Raw genomic sequence first — 24,242 nt, forward strand, 5'->3', positions numbered from 1 at the left:
TTTTACGCCTGGAGAACATCAATGATCGGCATGGATCGCCGGAGCGGCCACCCGTTGTCCGGCATTGCACATTTACGCCAGTCCATCGAAGACATCCTTACCACGCCACTGGGCAGCCGGCGCATGCGCCCGGAGTACGGCAGCAAGCTACGCCGCTTCGTCGATTTGCCGGTCAACGAAGGCTGGAAGAGTGCAGTGCAGGCGGAGGTGGCTCGCGCACTAGGCCGTTGGGAGCCACGCCTGAAGCTTGAGCGGGTCAGGGTCACGGCGGTGGTGGGCGGGCAGATCACCTTGCAATTGAGTGGACAGTACCTGGGAGCCAATCAGACCTTGGAGGTGACGGCATGAGTAGTGTGGATCTTTCGGCGCTGCCCGCGCCGCAGGTTCTGGAAGACCTCGATTTTGAGGCGCTGTTCCAGGCTGACCTGGCGACCTTCCGGTCGCACATGGGCGACAACTGGGACGCTACAGTCGAAAGCGACCCGGTGAACAAACTGCTGGAAGTCGGCGCCTATCGCAAGCTGCTCAACCGCGCACGGGTCAACGATGCCGCCAAGGCACTGATGCTGGCCTATGCGCAGGGCGCCGACCTGGATCAACTGGCGGCCAATGTACAGCTGCAGCGCCTGGTGGTGCAGGCATCCGACGCCAGTAGCGTGCCGCCAACGCCGCAGGTGCTTGAAGAAGACGACGCCCTGCGCGAGCGGGTGCAACTGGTCTATGAGGGGCTGACCACCGCGGGCCCGCGCAACAGTTACATCCTGCATGCCCGCAACGCTTCCGGGCTGGTGGCCGATGCCACTGCCCAAAGCCCGTCGCCGGCCCAGGTGGTGGTGACGGTGCTGGCGCTCGAAGGCGATGGCAGTGCCCCGGCTGCGCTGTTGGACACCGTGCGGCTCAAGCTCAATGACGATGACGTGCGCCCGGTGGGTGACCGCCTGACGGTTCAGGGCGCACAAATTCTGCGTTACCGCATCGATGCCGTGGTGCACATGAGCGGCAACGGCCCGGAGATCGAAGCGACACTTGCCGAGTGCAAACGCCGCCTGCAAGCCTGGGTCAATCCGCGCCGGCGCCTGGGTGTCGAAGTGGCCCGATCGGGCGTGGATGCCCAGTTGCACATCAACGGCGTCAGCCGGGTCGACCTGAACGACTGGACCGACATCCGCCCGACCCAGGCGCAAGCGGCCTGGTGCGAAGGCATCACCGTGACGCGGGGGAGCTGACATGGACAGTCTGCTGCCGCTCAACAGTACCGATCTCGAACAGGCCATCGAGGCTGCCGGGTTTGAAACCACCGAAGTCCCCCTGCGCACACTGTACAACCCCGACACCTGCCCGGCGCACCTGCTGCATCAACTGGCCTGGGCCTGGTCGGTGGACCGCTGGGATGAAACCTGGCCGGAGGCAATCAAGCGCTCGGTGATCCGCTCGGCGTTCTACGTGCATGCCCATAAAGGCACCATTGGTGCGCTGCGCCGGGTAGTGGAGCCGCTGGGTTACCTGATCGAAGTGCAGGAGTGGTGGCAGACGGTACCGCAAGGTGTGCCGGGCACTTTTGCGCTGCAGGTCGGGGTACTGGAGAACGGAATCTCCGAACAAATGTACCTGGAGCTGACCCGCCTGATCGATGACGCCAAGCCGGTCAGTCGCCACCTGACGGGGCTGGCGATCACGCTCGCCAGCAGTGGCTATCTGCGCCTGGGAATAAGCCTTTCTGAAGGCGATGAAATCGACATTTATCCGCCGACCTCTCACGACATTGAAGTCAGCGGCAGCTATGGCCTTGTGGGCCGTGAACAGCAAATTGAAACCCTGGACGTGTACTCATGACTGACCAGACAAGCCAGTTCTTCGCCATCCTCACGGCGGTGGGCGAGGCCAAACAGGCCAATGCTAACGCCTTGGGCGTGCCGTGGAGCTTTGCACAAATGGGGGTTGGCGATGCCAACCTGACCGACCCGATCCCGTCGAGGGATCAGAAAAAACTCATCAACGAACGCCGAAGGGCGCCGCTCAACCAGGTCAAAGTTGACCCGGACAACGCCAGTATCATCATCGCCGAGCAAGTGATACCGCCGGATGTGGGTGGCTGGTGGATTCGGGAAATCGGCCTGTATGACGCCGATGGTGACCTGGTTGCGGTGGCCAACTGTGCACCAAGCTTTAAGCCATTGCTCAGTCAAGGAACCGGCAAGACTCAGGTGGTACGGCTCAACATCATCGTGACCAGTACGGCTAATGTGCAGCTCAAGATAGATCCAGCAGTTGTATTGGCGACCCGAGAGTATGTTGATTCGGCGATATTGAATGTATTACCTTTAGATAAAGTTGCAGGTACGTATTCGAAAGTCAGAATTAACGCTCGTGGCGTCGTGCAACAGGGTTTCAATCCTACGACATTGGCTGGGTATGGGATCACTGACAGTTTTTCCAGTTCTATTTTTTGTGCTGATTACAACGATATTACAAATACGGGTCTTTACCATCTTGGACGGGGTGCTACCTCAAATAGTCCCCCGAATTTCTCGGGTTCGGCAGCCTTTCATCATAAATATGACGAATATAGCTTCACGCTAGCATATAACTTAGGTACTGACTTACTAGCATTCCGGCGCAAGGATCCTGAAGGTTTTGGAACGTGGCGAAATCTCTGGCACTCAGGAAATTTTGATCCTGCTTCCAAGGCCGATAAGGCCACAGATTTAGCCGGCTACGGGATAAATGTAGCCAACCAGGCCGAGGCCGAAGCTGGTGCCGATACTGCCAAACCCATGACTGCCCTTCGAGTATTTCAGGCCATCGCAAAGGTTGTGAGGCAGGCAACCGAAACTGTACCAGGATGGCTGAAGATTGGCACACAGGGCCAAGTCGATACGGGTACGGGTGATGATGTGGCGGTGACGCCCAAAAAGATGCGTCTTGGGTTCCATTTTTACCCGTCTGGAGTTGGTTATGTCGTTTTTCCCACTTGGCTAGGTGGACTCATTCTGCAATGGCAGTCAGGTCCAATTGGCAACGGGGTCGACACAATCCATAACTTCGTCATCCCCTATCCCAATGGGCCGCTCGCTGTGTTTGCCACCTGTGGCTACACGCCAGGTAGTGGAGTGCTCAACTACCACGCTGCGGCAATTATCAACAAGTCGCAGTTTATGATCCGGTCCAGTGCCGGGTCGTTTGCTGGTAGCTGGATCTTTTCAGTGGGGTGCTAATGAAGTACGCAACGTTTAATGAAGATGGCTCGCTGCAGTACCGCCTCATTGAGGGCGTGCACGATATCCCTGCGCATGCGGTAAAGGTGGCGGATGAACTGTGGTTCCGCCTTGTCAACGAGCAGGATTGTATCTGGCGACTTAGGGCTAACGGCTCTATTGAGAAAGAGCCGCTTCCCGAGGTGGTAACGGACTACGCAAAAGTAGAACGGGCTTGGCGTGATGTTGAGCTGCAGGCAACTGAATGGCTGACGACTCGTCACCGTGATGAGCAAGGTATAGGGCGATCCACGACGCTCACCAGTGAACAGTACGGCGAAGTGCTTGCCTACCGCCAGAAGCTGCGCGATTGGCCGCAAACCAGCAATTTCCCCGAATCATCCAAACGTCCCAGCGCCCCTATCTGGCTTACCACCCAAACCCAATAAAGCCCCGCACCGCCGGGGCTTTTTCCTACCCGCAACAAACCCTCTGAAGGCCCCGCACCGCGGGGCCTTCGCATTTCTGGAGACTTACCCATGAGTGGATTCTTCCACGGCGTTACCGTAACCAACGTCGACACCGGCGCACGTTCCATCGCGCTGCCTTCTTCCTCGATCATCGGCCTGGTCGATACCTTCACCGAAGGCCCGACTGCAACCGCCAAGGCCAACGACCTGGTACTGATCACCAGCGAGCGTGAAGCCATTGCCGCCTTCGGCGCCGACTCGGCTATCACCCGCGCCTGCCAGGCGATCTACAGCCGCGCCAAGGCGGTGATCGTCGCCTGCGGTGTGGCCAAGCTCGAAGAAGAGGCTGCGCAGACTTCGGCGATCATCGGCGGCGTGCTGGCTGACGGCAAACGCACCGGCCTGCAAGCACTGCTGGACGGCAAGAGCCGGTTCAACACCCAGCCCCGCCTGCTGGTGACGCCAAAGCACAGCTCGACCCTGGCAGTGGGTACCGCGCTGGTGGCCCTGGCCGACAAGCTGCGCGGCCTGGCCATTATCGATGGCCCGAACACCACCGATGAAGCAGCCATCGCCTACGCCGAGAACTTCGGCGCCAAGCGTGCCTACCTGGTCGACCCGGGCGTGCAGTACTGGGACACCGGCAAAAGCGCCACCCTCGATGCGCCGGCGTCGGCCTGGGTTGCTGGCCTGTTTGCCTGGACCGACAGCGAGTATGGCTTCTGGGCCTCGCCGTCGAACAAGGAGTTCGTTGGCATCACCGGCACCAGCCGCTCGATCGAGTACCTGGATGGCGACGCCACCTGCCGCGCCAACCTGCTCAATAACGCCAACATCACCACCGTGATCCGCGATGACGGCTTCCGTCTGTGGGGCAACCGTACCCTGAGCAGCGACCCGAAGTGGGCCTTCGTCACCCGCGTGCGGACCATGGACATCGTCATGGACGCGATCCTCTATGGCCACAAGTGGGCGGTCGATCGCTCGATCACCGCGACCTACGTCAAGGACGTGACCGAAGGCCTGCAGGCGTTCATGCGTGATCTGAAAGCCCAGGGCGCAATCATCAATTTCGAAGTGTTCGCCGATCCCGAGCTGAACACTGCCAGCCAGCTGGAGCAGGGCAAGGTCTACTGGAACATCCGTTTCACCGATGTGCCGCCCGCCGAGAACCCGAATTTCCGTGTCGAGGTCACCAACCAGTGGTTGACCGAAGTCCTCGACCAAGCCGTTTAAGGAGCAATAACCATGGCAATGATTCCCGAAACCCTGGCAAACCTGAACCTGTTCGTCGATGGCGTCAGCTTTCAAGGCGACGTCCCCAGCCTGACCCTGCCCAAGCTCACCTTGAAGATGGAGGAGCACCGTGCCGGCGGCATGGACATGGCGATCGAAATCGACCAGGGCATGGAAAAACAGGAGGCCGGCTTCGTCACCACCGGCGTGCGCCGTGAGTCGCTGAAGTTCTTCGGCCTGGCCGACGGCTCGGCCTTCAACGGCACTTTCCGTGGTGCCTTCAAGGGCCTCAAGGGCAAGGTCACTCCGGTCATCGTCACCCTGCGCGGCGCCCTGAAGGAAGTCGACATGGGCGACTGGAAGCCGGGCGACAAGGCCGAGATCAAGCACAACGTGGCCGTGACCTACTACAAGCTCGAAGTCGATGGCCGCCTGGTCTACGAAATCGATCCGCTGGGCATGAAGCGCGTCATCAACGGCGTCGACCAGCTCGCCGCCCAACGTTCGGCCCTGGGCCTGTAAGGAGGCGACATGACTCAAACCGCGAAAATGCCGAGCTGGCTGAATGTCAGTGCCGAACGCGTCGTCGTTCAACTGAGCAAAGCCAGTGAGGCCAATGGCATGCAGGTCGACAGCCTGTCACTGCGTGCACCGACCGTGCGCGACATCCGCACCGCCCAGTCGGCGGCCAGTGGCGATGACGAGCAGCGTGAGCTGAACCTCTTTGCCTCGCTGGCCGAGGTCGGGGTCAAGGATCTCGAGGGCCTGTCGCTCAAGGACTATGGCCGCCTGCAGGCGGGCTATTTTCGTCTGGTGCAAGACGACGAGCTTTGATCCCGGGCTGCAGAAAGCGGCGGCAAAACGGCTCGCCAAAGAGCTGAATTTTAGCGCCGGCGAAATCATGACCATGTCGTTCAACGACATGGTCTGGTGGCTCACGGATTGAGCAGATAGCCCATGCAAAGGGGGATCAGATCGTGCGCAAACAGGGGTTTGAACCGCAGATTGGTACCACCGTCACCCTGATGGTGGGTACCGTTTTCAACACGGTCCTGGAACGTATCAAGACGCTGACGCAGTCTGACCAGAACATCCTGGGTAAAACCCAGGTTCCGCAGGAGGCGGTGCGCGGGTCATACGATCAAGATGCAGCATCGAGTGAAGATGTCGCTAACGCAGAATACGCAGTGGCGGGACCAGTCAAGCCGGCAAGCAGCAACCCGTTGGTGGTTAATGTTGCAGGTATTGATGTGCTGTCGCTGGGGTTGATGAAGTTGGCCCTTGAGTTGAAGCCAGCCAAGGCGCGTTTGGGCATCACCCCGGGTATGCCCGAACAGGCTGGGCCAGGCTTTGAGCCAGGTTTAACGCCAAGTGATCCAGAGCAAGCAGCGGGGCCGGAGGGCGATGGATTGTCACTGGGCCTGATGATGCTGGCGCTTGCGAGGGGGGCACGCAAAGGTGGGTCAGGCACTACCGCTGTCCAACCTGGAAAGGCGGCTTCAGTCGCTGCTCCCGCGTCAGCGGGTAGCAAAAAAATCGAAAGTACAGCGCAACTGGATTCCAGCCAGAATCCGCTTCCGGCTTCTCCTGGTAACAGCCAGGCGCGCCCACCGTCGTTGAAAGACAAAGCAAGCGATGCCGCTGAAAAGCTGGGCAGAAAGCTCGATTATGCCGAGACTGGTTACGAGATTTTTAAAACGTACCGCAGTGATCAAACCCCGGAGGAAAAGGCTGAGAGTTACGGGGAAAGTGCCGGTAGCCTTATAGGCTCGAGGGCCGGGGAGGCCATTGGAGCGCGATTGGGGCCGATTGGTGCTGTACTGGGTGAACGCCTTGGAGGACGGTTGGGGGAGTCGCTTGGAGGACAAGTGGGGAAACTCCTGGGGGCAAGCTTCATGGACGAGCCGATCGCGTCCGCACCTGCGAACAGTTCAAAAGTCCCTCTGGCGCCTGTCTCGTTATTGCGTGCTGAGACGACGAACACTCCCAAGGCCGAACTGATGCCAGTCCTGACGAGACTGTTAGGGTTGTCCTCGCCGACAGCGAGCCCGGGGCCTTTGCCCAGCCCATCCCATGGTGAGCCTGCAAGCCAGAATCTAATGGGCTGGATGACAAAAAACTGGTTTGTACCTGTTGCCTGCAAGCCGTCACCACCCGCTGAAGGCCAGTGCAAGCCATGCCCGGGTGACCAGGGTAAAGGCGGGCACTCAACGACAGCACCCGCACCCGACGGTTCGAGGCCGCCAAGGATGGAAGGTCCCGGGTCAATTGCGCTTGTGGGCACGGCTGTTGTTGGCGCATTGCCGGCGTTCAAGGCCACGTTAACTCAGCCACCCAAGGATCCACTGCCTCGGCCATCTGCTCCAGGGATTGCGAGCAGGATGTGGTCCGGGGTCAAGGCGGTCGCGCGTCTGGCTGTGCTCGGTGCTGGAATCAAAGCGCTCAGCACGGCGCGGTATGCGCAATCGGCCGAACAGAAAGCCGAGGGCTACGCAGGTGCTGCAGGTGGGCTTGCTGGCGCGCTTGCCGGGGCTGCGCTCGGTGCTCCGGTCCCGGTGGTGGGCCCTGTGATCGGCGCCCTGCTGGGCGGTTTGTATGGTGATCAGCTCGGTAGCGCGCTAGCCAAGTCCTGGTTTGCCCCCGAAGCAGAGACTGATCAGGGAAGATCAGCACCTCGGTCTGCAGACAGCGATGACCGCCCAAGTGATCAGCCAGAGCGCAATTTGGGCAGGGCTGTGCGGGCAATGGAGCTGACAGCCAGCGAACCGGTGGCAATTACCGGTGTCCCCGGTGCAGGGCAAGCAGGCGCAGCCCAGCCACCGCAACTGGTTCAGCAAATCACCTTTGCCCCCACCATTTCGGTTCAGGGCGGGATCAGCGATCCCCTTCAGCTTGCTCAGCAAGTGGGCGCCATTGTCCGGCGGGAGTTCGATGAACTGATCCGCCAATCCACCAGTCGTCAGCTATACGACGTTCCTCATGTTGCTTAAGGAGGTGCCATGACCTACATGGACCAGTTGCAATCCGGGCTAGGTGCTTTGGTGGCAGCGGGCGAAGCAGGGCGGCGCAGCGCGGACGGAATGCTGGCGCCGGTCAAGGAGGCCGCCGCCGAGTTCGTCGGTGCCGCCGCCGAGCTCGAGGCGCTGCCCTTTGTCGGGCCCGCCATTGGTGCCAAGCTGCAGCGCAACTTGCGCGCGATCAACAAGGCCCAGGCCACTGTCGACCAGGCGCTGGCAAAATACGACCGGGCCGTGGCGGTGGTGGCGCAGGTGCGTGACGGCGTCGCCACGGTGAAGACCCAGATTGGCCGGGTCAGCGCCGCGATCAACCGGGTGGCGGGCAAGATCAGCCCGTCACTGGCCAATATCCTGCCGACCAGCAGCTTCGCCCCCGAAGCGACGCCGGCGGCAGAGGCGGTCAAGCCGTTCCCGCATTTGCTGATTGTGCAACCACTCAAGCCCGAATCACCCGCTTACTACTTCAACCTCGACACCGCCGCGTTCGATGAACTGCGCAGGCAGACGAGCTTCCGTTGGGCCGGGCAGGAGCGTCTGACGCGCAGCACCGCCCAGCAGGCAGTGGGCCTGGGTGACGAGAAAATCAGCATCAAAGGGGCGATCTTCCCAGGCTTCAAGGGCGGGCTTGGCCAGTTGCAGGCGCTGCGCAGTATCGGCCGGCAATTGCAGCCGCTAACCCTCACCAGCGGTTACGGCGAGGTCCTGGGCACCTGGTGCCTGACCGGCGTCGATGAAGACCAGAGCAATCTGCTTGCTGGCGGCATTCCGCGAAAACAAGGTTTCTCACTGGAGTTTGTGAGCTATGGCGACGACCTGCAGAACCGCTGAAGGCGATGTGCTCGACACCTTGTGCCAGCACTACTACGGCCACCTGAACGGCACAGTCGAGGCCGTGCTGGGCGCCAACCAGGGCCTGGCCGAACAGCCCCAGCCATTTCGTGCCGGGGTACAGATCCTGCTGCCGGCGTTACCCGCGGCGAGCGACGCTACGGTGCAGCTGTGGGATTGACGCTCGTCGACAACCGTTCTCACCAGACCCCGCCGCGTGCGGGGTCATTCATTTCTGGAGCCTGAACCATGCAGCCAGTGTTTCGTCTTGTTGCCGATGGCAAGGACATCACCGAACTGATCAACGACCGCTTGCTGTCCTTGCGCACCTCGGACAAGCCCGGAATGGAATCCGACGAGTTCGAGCTGCGCATCGACGACCGCGATGGTGCGGTGACGTTGCCGGCACGGGGGGCGATGATCGAGGTGCACCTGGGTTATGCCGGCCAGGTATTGACGCGCCTGGGGCGCTACACCGTGGATGAAATCGAGCTGTCCGGCCCCCCTGACAGCATCATCATCCGCGGCAAGGCCAGCGACATGCGCGGTACCGGCAAAAGCATTCGCAGCGGTAGCTGGGAGGACGTGCCGCTGCAGCAGATCGTGCGTGACATTGCCGCGCGCAATGGCTGGCAGCCGGTTTGCCCGGTGAGCACGCGGCTGCCCAGGGTTGACCAGCTCAACGAGTCGGATTTCAACTTCATCACCCGCCTGGCCAGGCAATACGACTGCACGGCCAAGATCGGCGACGGCAAGTTGCTGGTGCTGTCGCGTCAGGCCGGCCACAGCGCCAGCGGGCAGGCCCTGGGCGTGGTGACCATCAACCGTCGCGATGTCAGTCGCTGGCAGATTCGCCTGGCGGACAAGGGCACGCACAAGGCTGTGCAAACCCGTCACCAGGATCCCAAAAGCGGCGAGCTGAAGACTGTCGAGCTGGCTAACGATGCCTCGCCCGCTGGGCTGCAGCCGGTGCACAGCGACCGTCATGTTTACCCCAACAAGGCTGCTGCCGAGCAGGCTGCCAAGGCACGCCTGGCAGCGTTCAACCGCAGCACTGCCAGTGTGCGCCTGGAAATGGCCGGGCGCACCGACCTGTTTGCCGAGCGCCTGATCCTCACCCAGGGTTTCAAGGACGGGCTGGATGGTGAGTACCTGATCGAGTCGGTCGAACACACCTTCAGCTCCAGTGGCTGGGCGACGTCGGTCGACTGCAACGGCGGCAACAAAGGCAAAGCCAAGGCCAGGGGCAAGCAGGCCAAAAGCCGGCCAGGGCTGCGCACGGTCCAGTTGCAGCCCCTTTGAACCCCAAGGATGAGGAACCCCATATGACCCTGGAGCAACTTGCTGCCGTGTTCCCCAACGCCCGCCTGAATGCGGGCGTTTTTCTACCTGCACTGAACCTGGCCATGGCCCGCTGGGACATCGACACCCCACGGCGCCAGGCGGCTTTTCTCGCCCAGGTCGGCCATGAGTCCGGCCAGTTGCGCTACGTCAAAGAGCTGGGCAACGACCGTTACCTGGCGCGCTACGACACCGGCACCCTGGCCCTGCGCCTGGGCAATAGTCCCGAGGCCGATGGCGACGGCCAGCTGTACTGCGGCCGCGGCCTGATCCAGGTCACCGGGCGCAACAATTACCGGGCCTGCAGCATGGCCCTGTTTGGCGATGAGCGTTTGCTCAAGCAACCGCAACTGCTCGAACAGCCACAATGGGCAGCCGAGTCGGCGGCCTGGTTCTGGCACTCGCGCGGCCTCAACCAGCTGGCTGACCGCGGCGAGTTCAACCGTATCACCCGGCATATCAATGGCGGGCTCAACGGCCTGGAAGATCGCCTGCGGCTCTGGGCGCGGGCCCGAGAGGTGCTGTGTTGAGCCGCCTGCAGCTTGGGGCGTGGCTGCTATTGACGCTGCTGGCCTGTGCGCTGAGTTGGCAAGTCCAGAGTTGGCGCATGGGCCGGCAGTTGGCGGAGCAAGCGGCGCAGCACGAGCGCGAGTGGCAAGCCCAGGCTGAATCCGCTGCCGCGCAACTGGTCGCCGAGCGCCTGCAACGCCAGGGGCTGGCGCAGCGCCTGGCGGTCAGCGAACAACACCATTATCAGGAGCTACTCGATGCTCAACAGACTCAGGCACGCCTGCGTGATCGCCTGGCTACTGCTGATGTGCGGCTGTCGGTCCTGGTCGAGCGCGACGCCTCCGGTTGCGCCGGCCTGCCTGCCGCCCCCGGCACCGGCAGCGTGGATCATGACCCCGTACGCGCCCGACTTGAGCCGGCGCATGCGCAACGAATTATCGCCATCACCGACGACGGTGACCGCGGACTGATCGCCTTGCGCGCGTGCCAGGCGTACGTGCGCGGGCTGGTGCGCTGAGCGCACATTTATTTAATTACGTTTTAACGAAAAGGACTTTGTAATGGGTGAAAAAAATATTGTTGTCGATCGTGGGATCCCACCCGGCAACAGCGATAGCGGTGCCGGTAGTGGTGGGATGCTCGGCGGCTTCTGGGGCAGTGGCAACATCAGCTCGGTGGTCGGTTCGGTGTCGGTATCGATCGATGGCGTCACCAGAACCGGCGGTCCGGCGTTCAGTGGCGCGATGGTGTTCAACTCCACCGTCGTCGAATCGGTGTTGTCCGGGAATGGCTGGCCCAGTATCGATGCCTACTACGATGTTGGCGTCGGGGTCTGGGGCATACTTCCCTATCAAATCCTCGAGGTGCGCGACGAGATTCGCGGCAGCTTCGTGGTCAAGGAGAGGAACCTGCCGGCTACGCTCGACGCCGAGCAAAAAGCCGCTGAAGCCGCTGCTGGCAGTGACGCTGCCCTGAGCCAGGCGCAAAAACTCGAACGCTCCATCGGGGTGGTGAAGGCGATGATGGCCAAGCGCGATGAGCTGATCAAGTTCAACCGCCTGCGCCTGTCCACCTCGCCGGGCAGCGAGCTGCTCGAGCGCAACATCGACAGGATGGTCGCCGAGCTGAAAACCCTCGACGACGACCACATTCCGCCGGCCATCGACCAGGTAATGGACGTGCTCAGCGCAGGTCTGAGCCTGCATGTCGACCTCAGTGCCAATGCCATGCTGCAGGAAAAGCTCGACAAGCTGCAGGCGCAAGCGCGCGAGGCGGCGGAGCAGGAGGCTTACAAAAGTGCGTTGGCCTTTGCCAGTGATGTCGGCAAGGAGGTCTCCAGCCGCTTCGGCACACAGATGGGCAAGGCTGCGGAACAACTGAAGGAAGGCATTTCTGGCAAGACGGTGAAAAGTTACGACCAAGCCATGCAGGCGTTTGAAAAGCTCACGCGCAACCCGGGCTTCAAAATGAACCAGAAGGACACTGCTGCCATTGCCCAGGCCCTCAACGCCCTGGATGTGGCAACCTACGCCGACAACTTCCAGCGCCTGGGCAAAGCCTTTGGGGTTACCGGCAAGATGGTCCAGGCGACGACCCTGGCGCAGAAGGCGGCGAGCGGCTTCAGCAGCGGTGAATGGAAGCCGTTTTTGCTCGAGCTTGAAAGCATCGCCGTGGGCACACTGGTGGGCGCTGGCGCCGGTGCCCTGCTGGGGGCAGGCCTGGCACTGGTGCTGGCACCCGGTTTGGCCGCCGGTGCAGGTATCATTGCCACCGGAGTGATTCTGGCTGCGGTTTCGTCTTACATCGATGCGCAGGCCATGGAGTCGTTCAACCAGCTGGTGCTCGATACCGTAGCACCCTGACGAGCAAAACAGAGGGCGGGTGAAAGGATGAACGTGGCGAAAGGACGCGAGCAGCAGGGGGCTTACCTGCATATTCCCTACGTGCTCATTGCTGTCAGCCTGCTGCCGATCGTCCTGCTCGCCTGGCAGGTTCCTGCCCAGGCCCAGGAGGGGGGCTACTTTGAGCTCGAACGCTTTCTCGACGGTTGCCTGCTGGGCCGGGTGGGGGGCTGGTCGTCGCTGTTCCCGCTGACGGCCAAGGCCATCGGCAACTACATTGCCGTGGCTGCGCCGGTTTTCTCCGTGTGGATCACGGTCTGCATCATGAGACGATCGCGGCTGCAGCCCGAGGCCCCGCCCCGGGTTTCAATCGCAAAATATGCCTTGATCGCTTTGGGCTGTGTGCTGCTGGATGCTTTTCTGGTCTACCAGAACTATTTTACCTACACCGATTTTGCCACCCACTCGCGCAAATTTCGCTTTTTCGGGCAGAGCGTGGTGTTCTTTCCGTTTGTCGCGATGTTGTCACTGCTGGCGTTCTACGTGATGACATTTTTCAGTTACAACCTGCTGTTTCGCTTCCCCCGTGAAGTATTGGCGCGGCGCAAGCAACTGCACTGAACAAGGAGCTTGGCATGGACCCGATCACAGCACTGTCTGCCCGCCTGGGCGAGCACCTGCGCCGTTTCAACGCCCAGGTAAGCACTGCCGAGTCTTGCACCGGCGGCGGCATCGCCGAGGCCATAACGCGCATTCCCGGCAGCTCGGCCTGGTTCGAGGCCGGGTACGTGACCTACTCCAACAGCCAGAAGAGCCGCCAGCTGGCGGTGCCCGAGGGGTTGTTCGCGCAAGTCGGGGCGGTCAGCCAGGAAGTGGTCGAGGCCATGGTCCGTGGCGCCCAGGCGGCCAGCGGCGCGCGGTTTGCCGTGGCGGTCAGCGGCGTGGCCGGGCCCGACGGTGGCTCGCCGGCAAAACCGGTGGGTACCGTATGGCTAGCCTGGGCCGATGGCAGCCATGTCAGCAGCGAGCGCCGGCACTTCGATGGCGACCGGGATGCGGTGCGCCGACAAACGGTAATCGCCGCGCTAGAGGGCTTGTTACACCTTGGTGCAGAGTAAATCGCACATCGGGGGTAGGCGGGAACAAAACCCTGTGGAATAATACTGGCTACTTATACAGGTGTTCTGGCCGTCAGGCCCTATCGATTACGTGAGGACTTCAATGGACGACAACAAGAAGCGCGCCTTGGCTGCGGCCCTGGGGCAAATCGAGCGTCAATTCGGTAAAGGCGCGGTCATGCGCATGGGCGACCACGAGCGCCAGGCGATTCCGGCCATTTCCACCGGCTCCCTGGGCCTGGACATTGCCCTGGGCATTGGCGGTCTGCCAAAAGGTCGTATCGTCGAAATCTACGGCCCTGAGTCGTCGGGTAAAACCACCCTGACCCTGTCGGTGATTGCCCAGGCACAGAAAGCCGGCGCTACCTGTGCCTTCGTCGACGCCGAGCACGCCTTGGACCCGGAATACGCCGGCAAGCTGGGCGTCAATGTCGACGACCTGCTGGTCTCGCAGCCGGATACCGGTGAACAGGCCTTGGAAATCACCGACATGCTGGTGCGCTCCAACGCCGTTGACGTGATCATCGTCGACTCCGTGGCGGCGCTGGTACCCAAGGCCGAGATCGAAGGCGAAATGGGTGACATGCACGTGGGCCTGCAGGCTCGCCTGATGTCCCAGGCGCTGCGTAAAATCACCGGTAACATCAAGAACGCCAACTGCCTGGTGATCTTCATCAACCAGATCCGCATGAAGATCGGCGTGATGTTCGGCAGCCCGGAAACCACCACCGGTGGTAACGCGCTGAAGTTCTACGCTTCGGTCCGTCTCGACATCCGCCGTACCGGCGCGGTGAAGGAAGGCGACGAAGTCGTTGGTAGCGAAACCCGGGTCAAAATCGTCAAGAACAAGGTGGCGCCGCCATTCCGTCAGGCTGAATTCCAGATCCTCTACGGCAAGGGCATCTACCGCAACGGCGAGATCATAGACCTCGGCGTGCTGCACGGCTTCCTGGAAAAATCCGGTGCCTGGTACAGCTACCAGGGCAGCAAGATCGGTCAGGGCAAGGCCAACTCGGCCAAGTTCCTCCAGGAGAACCCGGAAATCGCCGCGACGCTCGAGAAGCAGATCCGCGACAAGCTGCTCAATGCCGGCGCCGTTGAAGCGGCTGGCAAGGCTGCAGCGGTTAACGCCGAGCCTGAAGACGAAACCGAAGCTGAAGCCGGCTACTGATCGCACCCATGTCCGCCGTACTCGATACCCCCGTCGCCGTAAGGCGGACAGCCATGGACCTGCTCGCACGTCGCGAGCACGGTCGAGTCGAGCTGACGCGCAAGTTGCGTCAGCGCGGCGCCCCCGCCGAATTGATTGACCAGGAACTCGACCGTTTGACGGAAGAGGGCCTGCTCAGCGAAGCCCGTTACCTGGAAAGTTTCATTAGCTACCGTTCACGCTCGGGCTACGGCCCTGCGCGTATTCGTGAGGAGCTGGGCCAGCGCGGGCTGCACCGCGGTGACATCGACCAGGCACTGCGTGAATGCGGGGTGGACTGGTCGGCGCTGTTGCAGGATGTCTGGCAGCGCAAGTTTGCCGGTCATTTGCCTGTCGATCCGCGCAGCCGCGCCCAGCAAACCCGTTTTCTGGTTTACCGTGGTTTTTCCATGGAATCGGTCGGCCGCCTGTTGAGCGGCCGAGGGCTGGACGACTGACGGCTCAGGTGACTTTCAATGCTTCCCGTGCCCGCTGGGTAGTGTGCATGGGCTCTGGCTTGGCCCAGTTCTCCGACAGGTTGATGAAGTCGACCAACTCGCGCAGGCGCCCCTGATCGCGCCCGTTGAAGGCGAAGGCCAGGCGGGTCAAATGACTGAAGCGCGCCTCGTCATGCTGTTCGCCGCCATAGGCGTGCTGATGGAAATTGCCGCTCAGGCGCAAGTCCGCAAATCCCTCCCGCAAGTCAAACAGCGCGGCTTCACTAAGCGGATGCTGCATGCGAATCACAAACTGGTTCTTCAGCCAGCGGCTGGAGTGGTAGTTGCTATAGAACTGGTTGATTTCTTCCACTGCCTCGTCGGCGCTGTACACCAGGCGCAGCAGTTTCATGTCGCTGGGCAGGATGTAGCGGTTCTCTTCCAGTTGGCGAGTAATAAAGTTCAGCGCCTCCTGCCAGAAGCTGCCGCCGGGCGAGTCCAGTAGCACCACTGGCACCAGCGGGCTTTTGCCGGTCTGGATCAGGGTCAGTACTTCCAGTGCTTCATCCAGGGTGCCGAAGCCGCCCGGGCACAGCACCAGGGCATCGGCTTCCTTGACGAAGAACAGCTTGCGAATGAAGAAGAAGTGGAACGGCAGCAACTTGTCGGTGCCGTCCACCGTGGGGTTTGCGTGTTGCTCGAACGGCAGAGTGATGTTGAAGCCCAGGCTGTGTTCCACCCCGGCGCCTTCATGGGCGGCAGCCATGATCCCGCCACCGGCGCCGGTGATGACCATCAGGTCGGAACGGGCCAGAGTCGCCCCCAGTTCCCGGGCCAGGGCATACATCGGGTGTTCGATCGGCGTGCGGGCCGAGCCAAACACCGTAACCTTGCGTCGGCCTTTGTACTGTTCGAGGGTACGAAAGGCGTGATCGAGTTCGCGCAGGGCCTGCAGGGTAATCTTGGCGTTCCAGCGGTTGCGGTCGTCATGGGCCATGCGCAGGACGGTCAGCATCATGTCGCGGTACAGCGGCAGGTTGGGGCTGTTGGGCGCAACCAGGTTCAGTTGTTCTTCGATCTTGCTCAGGTCGATTCCATTGTTGCTGAAGTGACTCGATAGCAGTTCATTCGGTTGGTAAGGCATTCAAGCGTCTCCTTCTGCAGCAAAACCTCTGACCGGGCGGCAATGGGCTGCCCGGCCGCGACACTGCATGTGTCGCTGGCTGCCGTGGCTCGAGTGTGACCCCCGAGCATTGCAGTAGACCTGCAAGGTCTCAGTGCAGTGGTAATGGGTCCATACAACTTATTGTTCTTCATGGCTTCGGGTGCAGCGCAAGGCATCCATGGGCAACCCCCTTTGCTTGCCCAAAAATTACAGGGTGGTTGCTATCAATCTAGACCCTGGCGCGTGTTTATGCCGAATGATCCGCGCAGTATCGCGCCGCAGTGGAACCGCTCGTCAGCTGGGATCCAATCATTGTGAGGGTCTGGTTAACTGAAGCTCAGAGCGAGTCAGCGCGATGCAGGGAGGCTGCAGCATGCAACGGCTTAACCTTGAGCTCGACGAGCAGCTATTCCAGATGCTTCAGAGCGCGGCGCAGGCCAACAACCTGAGCCTTGAACAGGAGTGCCTGCGACGGCTGGGGGGAGGGGAGCGGCACTCGCGGTACATCCAGGCCCTGGTGGCCGAACTGCGCGCCGATGAAAAACAGCGGCGCGACAGGGAGCGGGTTGCCTAAGGCCGTTACTTCTTGAGCTTCAGGCCGCAGCTGGCGGCGTTGAAGGCCTGTTCGCTGACCGGGCGGTTGGTCTTGTACTCGGTGAAGCGATAGGTCAGCACCGCGCCTTTTTCCATCAGCAGGCGATAACCGGTGTTCTTGCACACGCTGTCACCCAGTTGGCTGCGTACCCGGTTGGGGTCGGCCTGCATCTTTTGCGCATGGCTTGGCAGCACGCTCAGGTGGTTGATCAGTTGCTTGCCTTCGACGGTGTAGCCCTGGTCGAGGATGTCTTCGTTGATCGCCCGCGGCGTGCCGACGCTGCTTTGCGTGGCAACTTTTTGCAGCATCCGGCTCAGCTCGTACTCCTGCTTGGACGCGGCATTGGCCGCCAGGGGCAGGGCGAGCAACAGGCTCAGGGACGGGACGATGAAACGCAGCATGAATCTCTCCTGGTTCGGTAACTGGCAATTGGACCAACAACGGCGCACGGTGTTCCGTCACGGCGCAACGGCAAGGCCAGCGGGTAGCGACAGGTGGAAGATTATAAGGAGTCGCTGCTTTAGCTGCACGGCAAATCCAGTCTACCCGTAGGCAGGCTCTGATAAACTGCCCGGGATTTCCGTCTTGCCGAGTCCGTGCAGTGCCATCCCTTTATTGCCCACGTTGTGCCCAGTCATGAGCCATGCCGTATCGCGTCTGCGCGCCGAGCGCCTGGCGCGCAGTGTCAAACCCTTCGTTGCCCGTGGTTCGCGGGCGCCGCGCTGCCCGCAGTGCCGGGTGATCCCCAGTTATTGCCTGTGCGCCTGGCGCCCGCAAGTACCGGCTGATTCGGGCATCTGCCTGCTGATGCATGACACCGAGCCACTCAAGCCGACCAACACCGGCTGGCTGATCGCCGACCTGATCGCCGACACCTCGGCCTTTGGCTGGCAGCGTACGGCGGTCGACGAGACTTTGCTGGCCTTGCTCGAGCAGCCGCACTGGCAGCCGTATATTGTTTTCCCTGGCGAGTTCGTCGAGCCAGGGCGGGTGGTCAACGAGGTGCAGCGGGTACCGGGCAAGCGCCCGCTGTTCATCCTGCTGGACGCCACCTGGACCGAAGCGCGCAAGATGTTTCGCAAAAGCCCGTACTTGAACCGCTTCCCGGTCCTGAGCCTGCAGCCCGAGCAGATTTCGCGCTACCGCCTGCGTCGCTCCAAGCGCGACGATCACTTCTGCACCGCCGAAGTGGCCGCCATGTGCCTGGAGCTGGCCGGTGATCAACGTGCAGCCGAGGCACTGGATGCCTACCTGGACGTGTTCACCACCCATTACCTGAGTGCCAAGCATCAACTGCCACTGGATGAGCAGGACACCGTGCACCAGCGTTTGCATACCTTCCTATAGTACAAGGGGCAGGCGCGGCACTTTGCGGCATAATGGGCAGATTGGTGGCCAGGGTGGGCGAGCAGGGCGGGTATTGAGCTTGACCACCCGGTCCTGGCTCGGCATCCTTGGCGCCGATTCGAGCACGACGATGGCTTGAAACGCTGTTTTTCCTGGCCTCGATGTGCCGTTTGGGCAGACGGCGTTGCCGTCGCCTCGAGTTGCCCGCCAGGCGCCTATTCTTCCTTTCCTGCGCCTGCACAGAACAGGATCATTAGATCGATGGCCACATACGAAATCCTGATTGCCGATGACCACCCGCTATTTCGCAGCGCACTGCGCCAGGCCGTTACCCTGGGCCTGGGCCCGGATGTACGCCTGGTCGAGGTGGCAAGCATCGCCGAACTGGAAACCCGCCTGACCGAAAAAGCCGACTGGGACCTGGTGCTGCTGGACCTGAACATGCCGGGCGCCTACGGCTTCTCCGGGCTGGTGTTGCTGCGCGGGCAGTACCCGCAGATTCCGGTGGTGATGGTCTCGGCTCAGGAAGAAGCCGCGGTCGTGGTCAAGTCCCGCGAATTCGGCGCCAGTGGCTTCATTCCCAAATCAAGCCCGCTGGAAGAGATTCAGGACGCAGTGCAGAAGGTTCTCGATGGCGAGGTCTGGTGGCCGCCGCAGGCGTTCGAAAAAGTCGATGTGTCCGCTGAGGCCAAGGCCGCCAGTGAAGGGCTTGCCAGCCTGACGCCGCAACAGTTCCGGGTTTTGACCATGGTCTGCGAAGGGCTGCTGAACAAGCAGATTGCCTACGAACTGAGCGTGTCGGAAGCGACCATCAAGGCCCATGTGACGGCGATTTTCCGTAAGCTGGGCGTGCGGACCCGGACCCAGGCTGCTTTGTTGCTGCAACAACTGGAATCGGTTTCGGCCACTTAAGGCCATTGGCCTTCACGCTTTTTTGACTGTACCTACACTAGGCTGCAGCGTTTTCAGTGGATGAAGTGACCTTCTATGTCGTCGCCTTTCAAGGGCCAGACCGGCCTTAAACGTATTTTCAACGCCGCCGGCTATTCGTTCGATGGCCTGCGTGCTGCGTTCACCGGTGAGGCAGCGTTCCGTCAGCTGGTGCTGCTCAACGTTGTGTTGATTCCGGTGGCCTTCTGGCTGGATGTCAGCCGTGCCGAGCGGGCGATCCTGATCGCCGTGTGCTTGCTGGGGCTGATCGTCGAATTGCTCAATTCGGCGGTGGAGGCAGCGATCGACCGCATTTCCCTCGATCGCCACCCGCTGTCGAAGAACGCCAAGGACATGGGCAGTGCCGCCCAGTTCGTGGCCTTGAGCATGGTTGGCCTGACTTGGGCGGTGATTCTGCTTTAAGCGATGGTCGGCAGGACGATCTCGTCGCTGCGGCTGACGCCTGCGGTAAAGCTGCGGCACAGTTCGAGAAACTCGCGCATGGCAGAGGTCTGGTACTTCTGCTTGTGCCAGATGAAGAAGAACTGCCGGGCCAGGTCCAGTTCGGGGGTTTCCACCGGTACCAGGCTGCCGCGACGGAATGCGTCGCGCAGGGCCAGGCGCGAGATGCAGCCAATGCCCAGGCCCGACTCGACCGCGCGCTTGATCGCCTCGGTGTGTTCCAGCTCCAGGCGTATGTTGAGGCTGGAGCGGTGGTGACGCATGGCCTGATCGAAGGTCAGGCGGGTGCCCGAGCCCTGTTCACGCAGGATCCAGGCCTCATGGGTGAGTTCTTCCATGCTCGCCTGGCCGCGTTTGGCCAAGGGGTGCTGCGGCGCACAGAACACCACCAGCTCGTCCTCGACCCACGGCTGCACTTCCAGGTCCGGGTGGTTGCAGTCGCCTTCAATTAGACCCAGATCAATTTCGTAATGGGCAACCTGTTGCACGATATGCGCAGTGTTCTGTACATGCAGCTTCACCTGGCTCTCCGGGTGGATCTGCATGAAGCTGCCGATCAGCAGGGTGGCCAGGTAGTTGCCGATGGTCAGGGTCGCGCCCACCGCCAGCGAGCCGAAACCGGACTTGCCGTTGAGCAGGTCCTCGATTTCCTTGGCCTGGTCGAGCAGGGCCACCGCCTGGGGCAGCAGTTGATGGCCCAGGGCGTTGAGGCTCAGGCGTTTACCGGCGCGGTCGAACAGCTGGCAGCTGGACTGGCGCTCAAGTTCGGTGATCGATGTACTGGCGGCCGATTGCGATAACGCCAGTATTCCGGCGGCCCGCGAGACGCTTTGGTACTGGGCCACGGCAACGAACACCTGGAGCTGACGAAGGGTAAATCGCATATCTATATAACCGATAAGACATATCTTGATAATTCATTTAACAGATATTGTCGCTGGCACTAAACTATTGCGCAATCGCGCTCTCGCTTAGCGCCGCGTTTTTCTTCAGGAGCCCGTACATGAGCAACATGAACCACGAACGTGTCCTCAGTGTTCACCACTGGAACGACACCCTGTTCAGCTTCAAGTGCACCCGCGATCCGGGCCTGCGCTTCGAGAACGGTCAGTTCGTGATGATCGGCCTGCAACAGCCAAACGGCCGCCCGCTCATGCGCGCCTATTCGATTGCCAGCCCGAACTGGGAAGAGCATCTGGAGTTCTTCAGCATCAAGGTGCCGGACGGCCCGCTGACCTCCCAGTTGCAGCACCTGAAGGAAGGCGATGAAATCATCATCAGCAAGAAGCCTACCGGCACCCTGGTACTCGACGACCTGAACCCGGGCAAGCACCTGTACCTGCTCAGCACCGGCACTGGCCTGGCGCCGTTCATGAGCGTCATCCAGGACCCGGAAACCTACGAGCGCTTCGAAAAAGTCATCCTGGTCCACGGCGTGCGCTACGTCAACGAAGTCGCCTACCGCGAATTCATCACCGAGCACCTGCCGCAGAACGAGTTCTTCGGTGAAGCGCTGCGTGACAAGCTGATCTACTACCCGACCGTGACCCGCGAGCCATTCGAGAACCAGGGCCGCCTGACCGACCTGATGCGCAGCGGCAAGCTGTTCAGCGACATCGGCCTGCCGCCGATCAACCCGCAGGACGACCGCGCGATGATCTGCGGTAGCCCGAGCATGCTCGACGAGACCAGCGAAGTGCTCGACAGCTTCGGCCTGAAGATCTCGGCGCGTATGCGTGAGCCGGGTGATTACCTGATCGAGCGTGCATTCGTCGAGAAGTAAGACACTGAAAACAAAAAAGCAGGCTTCGGCCTGCTTTTTTTTGTGCCTGAAGTAGCGGGTCTGCATGCCGCGGATTTGTGGGAGCGGGCCTTGCCCCGCGATCGAGCGCGAAGCGGTCGCAATCCAGGCAATACCTGATGTGCTGGCTGTACTGGCCTCATCGCGGGTCAAGCCCGCTCCCACTGGCTCGCCAGCCAGGCCCATTGAAGAGCAGGACGGTACCTACAGGTCCATCACCACTTCCAGCACCCGGATCTGATCCGGTTGCGGGTAGTGCCAGCGCACCTGCACATCCCAGAACCTAACCCCGTACACGCGCTCGGGTGGTGGTACCTGGTAGGCCGGGCGCGGGTCCTGGGCCAGGCATTGTTCGATCAGCTCCACCAGCGGCTCGGCCAGGCGCAAGGCGTGCTCGCGGGCCTGGGGCAGGGCAGTATCGCTCCAGCTCACGGCAATCGGCGCAGGTGGCGCGTCAGCCATCTGGTTGGTCGCGTCGGCCACGGCATCGGCGTAGGGCACGTAAGGCTTGATATCCAATACCGGGGTGCCATCAAGCAGGTCGATGCCCGACAGCCACAAGCGGCCGGCTTCGACCTTCTCCAGCCTGACCACCGACTGACCGATGCCATTGGGCCGGTGGGTGGCACGGGTGGCAAACACCCCCATGGACTTGTTGCCCCCCAGCCGAGGCGGGCGCACCTTCAACCGCGGTTTGTCTTCCAGCGCCTGGTGGAACAGGAACAGCAGCCAGACATGGCTGACCTGCTCAAGGCCGGCAACGGCCTCGCCGTTGTCGTAGGGTGGCAGCAGCTCCAGCACGCCACGGGCGGCCGGCGCCAGTTGCGGCTGACGCGGAATGGCGAACTTTTCCTTGAAGCAGGAGCGCACGTGGCCGATGGGAGCAACGCTGTAGTTCATCGTCGGCTCAGCCACGAACCCGCAGGGTCAGGCCCTTGAGGAAGTTGCGCAGCAACTGGTCGCCGCACGGGCGGTAGTTGTTGTGCCCGACCTTGCGGAACAGGGCGCTGAGCTCTGGCTTGGACACCGGGAAGTCGGCGGCCTTGAGAATCGCGTGCAGGTCGTCCTCTTTAAGCTCGAAGGCCACGCGCAGCTTCTTCATGACGATGTTGTTGGTCACCGGCAGTTCGACCGGCAGCGGCGCACGGCTGTCGTCCTTGCCGCGCTTGAAGATCACCAGGCCATCGAGGAAATGGGCGATGACTTCATCGGGGCAGCGCACGAAGCCTTCCTCTTCTTCCTTCTTGAGGTAGGTGGCGATATCGGCGGTGGATACTTCGAAGCCGCTCAGCTTGATGATATCGGTGAGCTTGGCGTCGTTGACGTCCAGCAGGTAGCGCAGGCTGCGCAGTACATCGTTGTGAATCATGGGGACAATCCTGTTCAGGGGCGCCGCCTGGGTGGCGGCGCCGTGTTGCTTAGAATTTTTCGCTGGCTGCCAGGTAGCGCCACTGGCCCAGCGGCAGCTTGCTCATGGCGACGCCACCGAGGCGGATGCGGCGCATGCTCACCGGGGTGACGCCGACGCTGCGGCAGAGCAGGTCGATGAGCCCGGCAGGCGGGTTTTTCAGGACCATGCGCAGGCGCGTCTCGTTCTGCCAGCTGGCCTTGATCTTCGGCAGCTCGTTGCCTTTCCAGGTGAAGCCGCGGTTCAGCCGCTCCAGGCCGTGGGCGATCATTTCGCCAGTGACTTCGACGATGTATTCCTGCTCGAGCTTGGTCAGGTCGGCATCGAGCTTGCGGGTCACGCGCCAGTCCTGGGTGAACACTTGCAGGCCGCTGGCGCCTTCTTGCAGCGGCGCGGCGCAGCTCAGGCGGGCGAAGTGGCCCTTGAGCGGGCGACGGCTGTAGCTGTGCTCCGGCGAGAGGCTGTCGGCGCTGATGCTGGCGCAGGCGGCATCGACGTCGAGCCCGGCGGGCTGGTTGAGCAGCAGGGTGACCGGCTCCAGGGCTTCGGCCTTGGCGCCCTGGCGCAGTTCGACCTTGTGATCGGTGACTTTGAATTGCGGCTCGTCGATCACGGTGCCGTTCACCGTGACCCAGCCGCCCTCGATGTACAGCTCGGCCTCGCGCCGGGAGCAACCGACCAGTTCGATAAGGCGTTTGGAAAGGCGAATGGGTTCAGACATGACGACAGCCGTAGACACAGGGAAAGGTGCCTATTGTAACTGCCTGGACGGGCTTGGGGCCGGTAACATTCGTCGATCCGGCCATTAATCTGCGCTTTCGCGGCATTTCAGAGGGGGATTACACAAGCCTTCAGTCGGTGCGGACAGACTGCGTACGAATTAGCCTCATGTGAAGTAGGGGGTAGGGCTGGCCCATGCCGTCCGTTTCTGAGCGGCCGACCACTTCAAAGCCCTGGCGCAGGTAGAAGCCCAGGGCCTGGGCATTCTGTTCGTTGACGTCCAGTTGCTCGGCGTGCAGCTCGTCGATGGCCACCCGCAGCAGCCTTGCGCCCAGGCCCTGGCCGCGCGCCTCGGGGTCGATGAAGAGCATCTCCACCCGTCCGCCAGCGACCCCGGCAAAGCCGCGGATGCGCTGGCTGGCGTCCTTGCAGCAAATCAGCATTACCGCGTCCAGGTACTGGCTCAGTAGCAGCTCACGCAGCAGGCAGATGTAGCTGTCGGGGAGAAAGTCGTGGGTGGCGCGCACGGACGTTTCCCACACCCGCGCCAGCTCCGGGTAGTCGCGCAGGCTGGGTGTCTGCACGGTCATGTGCCTGCGCATTACGATGGTCTCCTCGTGGCGATTGAGGAAA

At 61.6% G+C, this 24,242-nt stretch carries 31 protein-coding genes; 24 read left to right on the top strand and 7 right to left on the bottom strand.

Annotated features, from left to right (window positions below; genetic code table 11):
- The first annotated feature begins 21 nt into the window (after window positions 1–21).
- From ACZ9A3_RS02845 to recX, 19 genes are all read left to right on the top strand, one after another.
- Window positions 22–348, top strand: a complete 327-nt coding sequence (locus tag ACZ9A3_RS02845) for a GPW/gp25 family protein (RefSeq protein ID WP_213602213.1) — start codon at window positions 22–24, stop codon at window positions 346–348.
- Window positions 345–1,226, top strand: coding sequence for a baseplate assembly protein (locus ACZ9A3_RS02850; protein ID WP_476252117.1), 882 nt, complete (start codon window positions 345–347; stop codon window positions 1,224–1,226). Before ACZ9A3_RS02845 ends, ACZ9A3_RS02850 begins: the two co-directional genes overlap by 4 nt.
- A 1-nt stretch (window position 1,227) precedes the next feature.
- Complete coding sequence (locus ACZ9A3_RS02855) at window positions 1,228–1,833, top strand: phage tail protein I (RefSeq protein ID WP_195885843.1); 606 nt, start codon at window positions 1,228–1,230, stop codon at window positions 1,831–1,833.
- On the top strand, window positions 1,830–3,215 hold the full coding sequence (locus tag ACZ9A3_RS02860) for a phage tail protein (protein ID WP_258596832.1): 1,386 nt from the start codon (window positions 1,830–1,832) through the stop codon (window positions 3,213–3,215). The genes ACZ9A3_RS02855 and ACZ9A3_RS02860 overlap by 4 nt, the downstream gene beginning before the upstream one ends.
- Window positions 3,215–3,643 (top strand): phage tail assembly chaperone, encoded by a 429-nt coding sequence (locus ACZ9A3_RS02865; protein WP_258596834.1) that lies wholly within the window; start codon window positions 3,215–3,217, stop codon window positions 3,641–3,643. The genes ACZ9A3_RS02860 and ACZ9A3_RS02865 overlap by 1 nt, the downstream gene beginning before the upstream one ends.
- 90 nt (window positions 3,644–3,733) lie before the next feature.
- Window positions 3,734–4,900 (top strand): phage tail sheath subtilisin-like domain-containing protein, encoded by a 1,167-nt coding sequence (locus ACZ9A3_RS02870; protein WP_258596836.1) that lies wholly within the window; start codon window positions 3,734–3,736, stop codon window positions 4,898–4,900.
- A gap of 12 nt (window positions 4,901–4,912) precedes the next feature.
- Window positions 4,913–5,422, top strand: coding sequence for a phage major tail tube protein (locus tag ACZ9A3_RS02875; RefSeq protein ID WP_045193582.1), 510 nt, complete (start codon window positions 4,913–4,915; stop codon window positions 5,420–5,422).
- Between the two features lie 9 nt (window positions 5,423–5,431).
- Window positions 5,432–5,734, top strand: coding sequence for a phage tail assembly protein (locus ACZ9A3_RS02880; RefSeq protein WP_045193580.1), 303 nt, complete (start codon window positions 5,432–5,434; stop codon window positions 5,732–5,734).
- 143 nt (window positions 5,735–5,877) lie between these two features.
- Window positions 5,878–7,890: a hypothetical protein gene (locus ACZ9A3_RS02885; RefSeq protein WP_476252118.1), complete on the top strand. Its 2,013-nt coding sequence runs from the start codon at window positions 5,878–5,880 to the stop codon at window positions 7,888–7,890.
- A gap of 9 nt (window positions 7,891–7,899) precedes the next feature.
- Window positions 7,900–8,745 carry a phage tail protein gene (locus ACZ9A3_RS02890; RefSeq protein WP_476252119.1) on the top strand — a complete coding sequence of 282 codons (846 nt, stop codon included), beginning with the start codon at window positions 7,900–7,902 and terminating at the stop codon, window positions 8,743–8,745.
- Window positions 8,720–8,926 carry a tail protein X gene (locus ACZ9A3_RS02895; protein WP_093386571.1) on the top strand — a complete coding sequence of 69 codons (207 nt, stop codon included), beginning with the start codon at window positions 8,720–8,722 and terminating at the stop codon, window positions 8,924–8,926. The genes ACZ9A3_RS02890 and ACZ9A3_RS02895 overlap by 26 nt, the downstream gene beginning before the upstream one ends.
- A 68-nt stretch (window positions 8,927–8,994) precedes the next feature.
- Window positions 8,995–10,047, top strand: coding sequence for a phage late control D family protein (locus ACZ9A3_RS02900; RefSeq protein WP_093386566.1), 1,053 nt, complete (start codon window positions 8,995–8,997; stop codon window positions 10,045–10,047).
- Window positions 10,048–10,070: 23 nt separating this feature from the next.
- Window positions 10,071–10,616 carry a glycoside hydrolase family 19 protein gene (locus ACZ9A3_RS02905; RefSeq protein ID WP_045193573.1) on the top strand — a complete coding sequence of 182 codons (546 nt, stop codon included), beginning with the start codon at window positions 10,071–10,073 and terminating at the stop codon, window positions 10,614–10,616.
- Window positions 10,613–11,113, top strand: coding sequence for a lysis system i-spanin subunit Rz (locus ACZ9A3_RS02910; protein ID WP_093386562.1), 501 nt, complete (start codon window positions 10,613–10,615; stop codon window positions 11,111–11,113). Before ACZ9A3_RS02905 ends, ACZ9A3_RS02910 begins: the two co-directional genes overlap by 4 nt.
- Before the next feature lie 43 nt (window positions 11,114–11,156).
- The gene (locus ACZ9A3_RS02915; RefSeq protein WP_045193571.1) at window positions 11,157–12,458 is read left to right on the top strand and encodes a colicin-like pore-forming protein; all 1,302 of its coding nucleotides are present in this window, start codon (window positions 11,157–11,159) and stop codon (window positions 12,456–12,458) included.
- Between the two features lie 27 nt (window positions 12,459–12,485).
- A complete protein-coding gene (locus tag ACZ9A3_RS02920; protein WP_476252120.1) occupies window positions 12,486–13,058 on the top strand; it encodes a hypothetical protein in 573 nt (190 codons plus the stop codon).
- Between the two features lie 14 nt (window positions 13,059–13,072).
- Window positions 13,073–13,555, top strand: coding sequence for a CinA family protein (locus tag ACZ9A3_RS02925; protein ID WP_045193569.1), 483 nt, complete (start codon window positions 13,073–13,075; stop codon window positions 13,553–13,555).
- Window positions 13,556–13,658: 103 nt separating this feature from the next.
- The gene (recA, locus tag ACZ9A3_RS02930; protein WP_093386547.1) at window positions 13,659–14,726 is read left to right on the top strand and encodes a recombinase RecA; all 1,068 of its coding nucleotides are present in this window, start codon (window positions 13,659–13,661) and stop codon (window positions 14,724–14,726) included.
- Between the two features lie 8 nt (window positions 14,727–14,734).
- The gene (gene recX / locus ACZ9A3_RS02935) at window positions 14,735–15,202 is read left to right on the top strand and encodes a recombination regulator RecX (RefSeq protein WP_258596843.1); all 468 of its coding nucleotides are present in this window, start codon (window positions 14,735–14,737) and stop codon (window positions 15,200–15,202) included.
- A gap of 4 nt (window positions 15,203–15,206) precedes the next feature.
- On the opposite strand, the gene ACZ9A3_RS02940 is transcribed toward recX, so the two are convergent.
- On the bottom strand, window positions 15,207–16,325 hold the full coding sequence (locus tag ACZ9A3_RS02940) for an LOG family protein (protein WP_476252121.1): 1,119 nt from the start codon (window positions 16,323–16,325) through the stop codon (window positions 15,207–15,209).
- A 394-nt stretch (window positions 16,326–16,719) separates the two neighbouring features.
- On the opposite strand from ACZ9A3_RS02940, the gene ACZ9A3_RS02945 reads away from it, so the two are divergent.
- Complete coding sequence (locus ACZ9A3_RS02945) at window positions 16,720–16,920, top strand: hypothetical protein (RefSeq protein WP_045193565.1); 201 nt, start codon at window positions 16,720–16,722, stop codon at window positions 16,918–16,920.
- 5 nt (window positions 16,921–16,925) lie between these two features.
- Here the strand turns inward: ACZ9A3_RS02945 and ACZ9A3_RS02950 are convergent, their stop codons facing one another.
- Window positions 16,926–17,342, bottom strand: coding sequence for a quorum-sensing-regulated virulence factor family protein (locus ACZ9A3_RS02950; RefSeq protein WP_045193564.1), 417 nt, complete (start codon window positions 17,340–17,342; stop codon window positions 16,926–16,928).
- A 235-nt stretch (window positions 17,343–17,577) separates the two neighbouring features.
- On the opposite strand from ACZ9A3_RS02950, the gene ACZ9A3_RS02955 reads away from it, so the two are divergent.
- The 3 genes from ACZ9A3_RS02955 to ACZ9A3_RS02965 all read left to right on the top strand — a co-directional run bounded on the left by ACZ9A3_RS02955 (window position 17,578) and on the right by ACZ9A3_RS02965 (window position 19,641).
- The gene (locus tag ACZ9A3_RS02955) at window positions 17,578–18,288 is read left to right on the top strand and encodes a tRNA-uridine aminocarboxypropyltransferase (RefSeq protein ID WP_045193563.1); all 711 of its coding nucleotides are present in this window, start codon (window positions 17,578–17,580) and stop codon (window positions 18,286–18,288) included.
- Between the two features lie 261 nt (window positions 18,289–18,549).
- Window positions 18,550–19,200: a response regulator transcription factor ErdR gene (gene erdR, locus ACZ9A3_RS02960; RefSeq protein WP_476252122.1), complete on the top strand. Its 651-nt coding sequence runs from the start codon at window positions 18,550–18,552 to the stop codon at window positions 19,198–19,200.
- A gap of 75 nt (window positions 19,201–19,275) precedes the next feature.
- Complete coding sequence (locus tag ACZ9A3_RS02965) at window positions 19,276–19,641, top strand: diacylglycerol kinase (protein ID WP_038996675.1); 366 nt, start codon at window positions 19,276–19,278, stop codon at window positions 19,639–19,641.
- On the opposite strand, the gene ACZ9A3_RS02970 is transcribed toward ACZ9A3_RS02965, so the two are convergent.
- Window positions 19,638–20,564 (bottom strand): LysR family transcriptional regulator, encoded by a 927-nt coding sequence (locus ACZ9A3_RS02970; protein WP_045193561.1) that lies wholly within the window; start codon window positions 20,562–20,564, stop codon window positions 19,638–19,640. The two genes, ACZ9A3_RS02965 and ACZ9A3_RS02970, sit on opposite strands and share 4 nt — an antisense overlap.
- Before the next feature lie 119 nt (window positions 20,565–20,683).
- On the opposite strand from ACZ9A3_RS02970, the gene fpr reads away from it, so the two are divergent.
- A complete protein-coding gene (fpr, locus tag ACZ9A3_RS02975; protein WP_003222277.1) occupies window positions 20,684–21,463 on the top strand; it encodes a ferredoxin-NADP reductase in 780 nt (259 codons plus the stop codon).
- A gap of 222 nt (window positions 21,464–21,685) precedes the next feature.
- On the opposite strand, the gene tsaA is transcribed toward fpr, so the two are convergent.
- The 4 genes from tsaA to ACZ9A3_RS02995 form a co-directional block, all read right to left on the bottom strand.
- The gene (tsaA, locus tag ACZ9A3_RS02980; protein ID WP_476252123.1) at window positions 21,686–22,381 is read right to left on the bottom strand and encodes a tRNA (N6-threonylcarbamoyladenosine(37)-N6)-methyltransferase TrmO; all 696 of its coding nucleotides are present in this window, start codon (window positions 22,379–22,381) and stop codon (window positions 21,686–21,688) included.
- Between the two features lie 7 nt (window positions 22,382–22,388).
- On the bottom strand, window positions 22,389–22,850 hold the full coding sequence (locus ACZ9A3_RS02985) for a YehS family protein (protein ID WP_045193558.1): 462 nt from the start codon (window positions 22,848–22,850) through the stop codon (window positions 22,389–22,391).
- A 49-nt stretch (window positions 22,851–22,899) separates the two neighbouring features.
- On the bottom strand, window positions 22,900–23,610 hold the full coding sequence (locus ACZ9A3_RS02990) for an rRNA pseudouridine synthase (RefSeq protein WP_093386526.1): 711 nt from the start codon (window positions 23,608–23,610) through the stop codon (window positions 22,900–22,902).
- 130 nt (window positions 23,611–23,740) lie between these two features.
- Window positions 23,741–24,211 carry a GNAT family N-acetyltransferase gene (locus ACZ9A3_RS02995; RefSeq protein ID WP_093386521.1) on the bottom strand — a complete coding sequence of 157 codons (471 nt, stop codon included), beginning with the start codon at window positions 24,209–24,211 and terminating at the stop codon, window positions 23,741–23,743.
- Window positions 24,212–24,242 lie beyond the last annotated feature (31 nt).

This window comes from Pseudomonas sp. TE4620 (assembly GCF_056279045.1).

Coding starts and splice junctions, on each gene's coding strand:
- ACZ9A3_RS02845 (WP_213602213.1), top strand. CDS start 22: ATGATCGGCATGGATCGCCGGAGCGGCCACCCGTTGTCCGGCATTGCA.
- ACZ9A3_RS02850 (WP_476252117.1), top strand. CDS start 345: ATGAGTAGTGTGGATCTTTCGGCGCTGCCCGCGCCGCAGGTTCTGGAA.
- ACZ9A3_RS02855 (WP_195885843.1), top strand. CDS start 1,228: ATGGACAGTCTGCTGCCGCTCAACAGTACCGATCTCGAACAGGCCATC.
- ACZ9A3_RS02860 (WP_258596832.1), top strand. CDS start 1,830: ATGACTGACCAGACAAGCCAGTTCTTCGCCATCCTCACGGCGGTGGGC.
- ACZ9A3_RS02865 (WP_258596834.1), top strand. CDS start 3,215: ATGAAGTACGCAACGTTTAATGAAGATGGCTCGCTGCAGTACCGCCTC.
- ACZ9A3_RS02870 (WP_258596836.1), top strand. CDS start 3,734: ATGAGTGGATTCTTCCACGGCGTTACCGTAACCAACGTCGACACCGGC.
- ACZ9A3_RS02875 (WP_045193582.1), top strand. CDS start 4,913: ATGGCAATGATTCCCGAAACCCTGGCAAACCTGAACCTGTTCGTCGAT.
- ACZ9A3_RS02880 (WP_045193580.1), top strand. CDS start 5,432: ATGACTCAAACCGCGAAAATGCCGAGCTGGCTGAATGTCAGTGCCGAA.
- ACZ9A3_RS02890 (WP_476252119.1), top strand. CDS start 7,900: ATGACCTACATGGACCAGTTGCAATCCGGGCTAGGTGCTTTGGTGGCA.
- ACZ9A3_RS02895 (WP_093386571.1), top strand. CDS start 8,720: ATGGCGACGACCTGCAGAACCGCTGAAGGCGATGTGCTCGACACCTTG.
- ACZ9A3_RS02900 (WP_093386566.1), top strand. CDS start 8,995: ATGCAGCCAGTGTTTCGTCTTGTTGCCGATGGCAAGGACATCACCGAA.
- ACZ9A3_RS02905 (WP_045193573.1), top strand. CDS start 10,071: ATGACCCTGGAGCAACTTGCTGCCGTGTTCCCCAACGCCCGCCTGAAT.
- ACZ9A3_RS02915 (WP_045193571.1), top strand. CDS start 11,157: ATGGGTGAAAAAAATATTGTTGTCGATCGTGGGATCCCACCCGGCAAC.
- ACZ9A3_RS02920 (WP_476252120.1), top strand. CDS start 12,486: ATGAACGTGGCGAAAGGACGCGAGCAGCAGGGGGCTTACCTGCATATT.
- ACZ9A3_RS02925 (WP_045193569.1), top strand. CDS start 13,073: ATGGACCCGATCACAGCACTGTCTGCCCGCCTGGGCGAGCACCTGCGC.
- recA (WP_093386547.1), top strand. CDS start 13,659: ATGGACGACAACAAGAAGCGCGCCTTGGCTGCGGCCCTGGGGCAAATC.
- recX (WP_258596843.1), top strand. CDS start 14,735: ATGTCCGCCGTACTCGATACCCCCGTCGCCGTAAGGCGGACAGCCATG.
- ACZ9A3_RS02940 (WP_476252121.1), bottom strand. CDS start 16,325: ATGCCTTACCAACCGAATGAACTGCTATCGAGTCACTTCAGCAACAAT.
- ACZ9A3_RS02945 (WP_045193565.1), top strand. CDS start 16,720: ATGCAACGGCTTAACCTTGAGCTCGACGAGCAGCTATTCCAGATGCTT.
- ACZ9A3_RS02950 (WP_045193564.1), bottom strand. CDS start 17,342: ATGCTGCGTTTCATCGTCCCGTCCCTGAGCCTGTTGCTCGCCCTGCCC.
- ACZ9A3_RS02955 (WP_045193563.1), top strand. CDS start 17,578: ATGAGCCATGCCGTATCGCGTCTGCGCGCCGAGCGCCTGGCGCGCAGT.
- erdR (WP_476252122.1), top strand. CDS start 18,550: ATGGCCACATACGAAATCCTGATTGCCGATGACCACCCGCTATTTCGC.
- ACZ9A3_RS02965 (WP_038996675.1), top strand. CDS start 19,276: ATGTCGTCGCCTTTCAAGGGCCAGACCGGCCTTAAACGTATTTTCAAC.
- ACZ9A3_RS02970 (WP_045193561.1), bottom strand. CDS start 20,564: ATGCGATTTACCCTTCGTCAGCTCCAGGTGTTCGTTGCCGTGGCCCAG.
- fpr (WP_003222277.1), top strand. CDS start 20,684: ATGAGCAACATGAACCACGAACGTGTCCTCAGTGTTCACCACTGGAAC.
- tsaA (WP_476252123.1), bottom strand. CDS start 22,381: ATGAACTACAGCGTTGCTCCCATCGGCCACGTGCGCTCCTGCTTCAAG.
- ACZ9A3_RS02985 (WP_045193558.1), bottom strand. CDS start 22,850: ATGATTCACAACGATGTACTGCGCAGCCTGCGCTACCTGCTGGACGTC.
- ACZ9A3_RS02990 (WP_093386526.1), bottom strand. CDS start 23,610: ATGTCTGAACCCATTCGCCTTTCCAAACGCCTTATCGAACTGGTCGGT.
- ACZ9A3_RS02995 (WP_093386521.1), bottom strand. CDS start 24,211: ATGCGCAGGCACATGACCGTGCAGACACCCAGCCTGCGCGACTACCCG.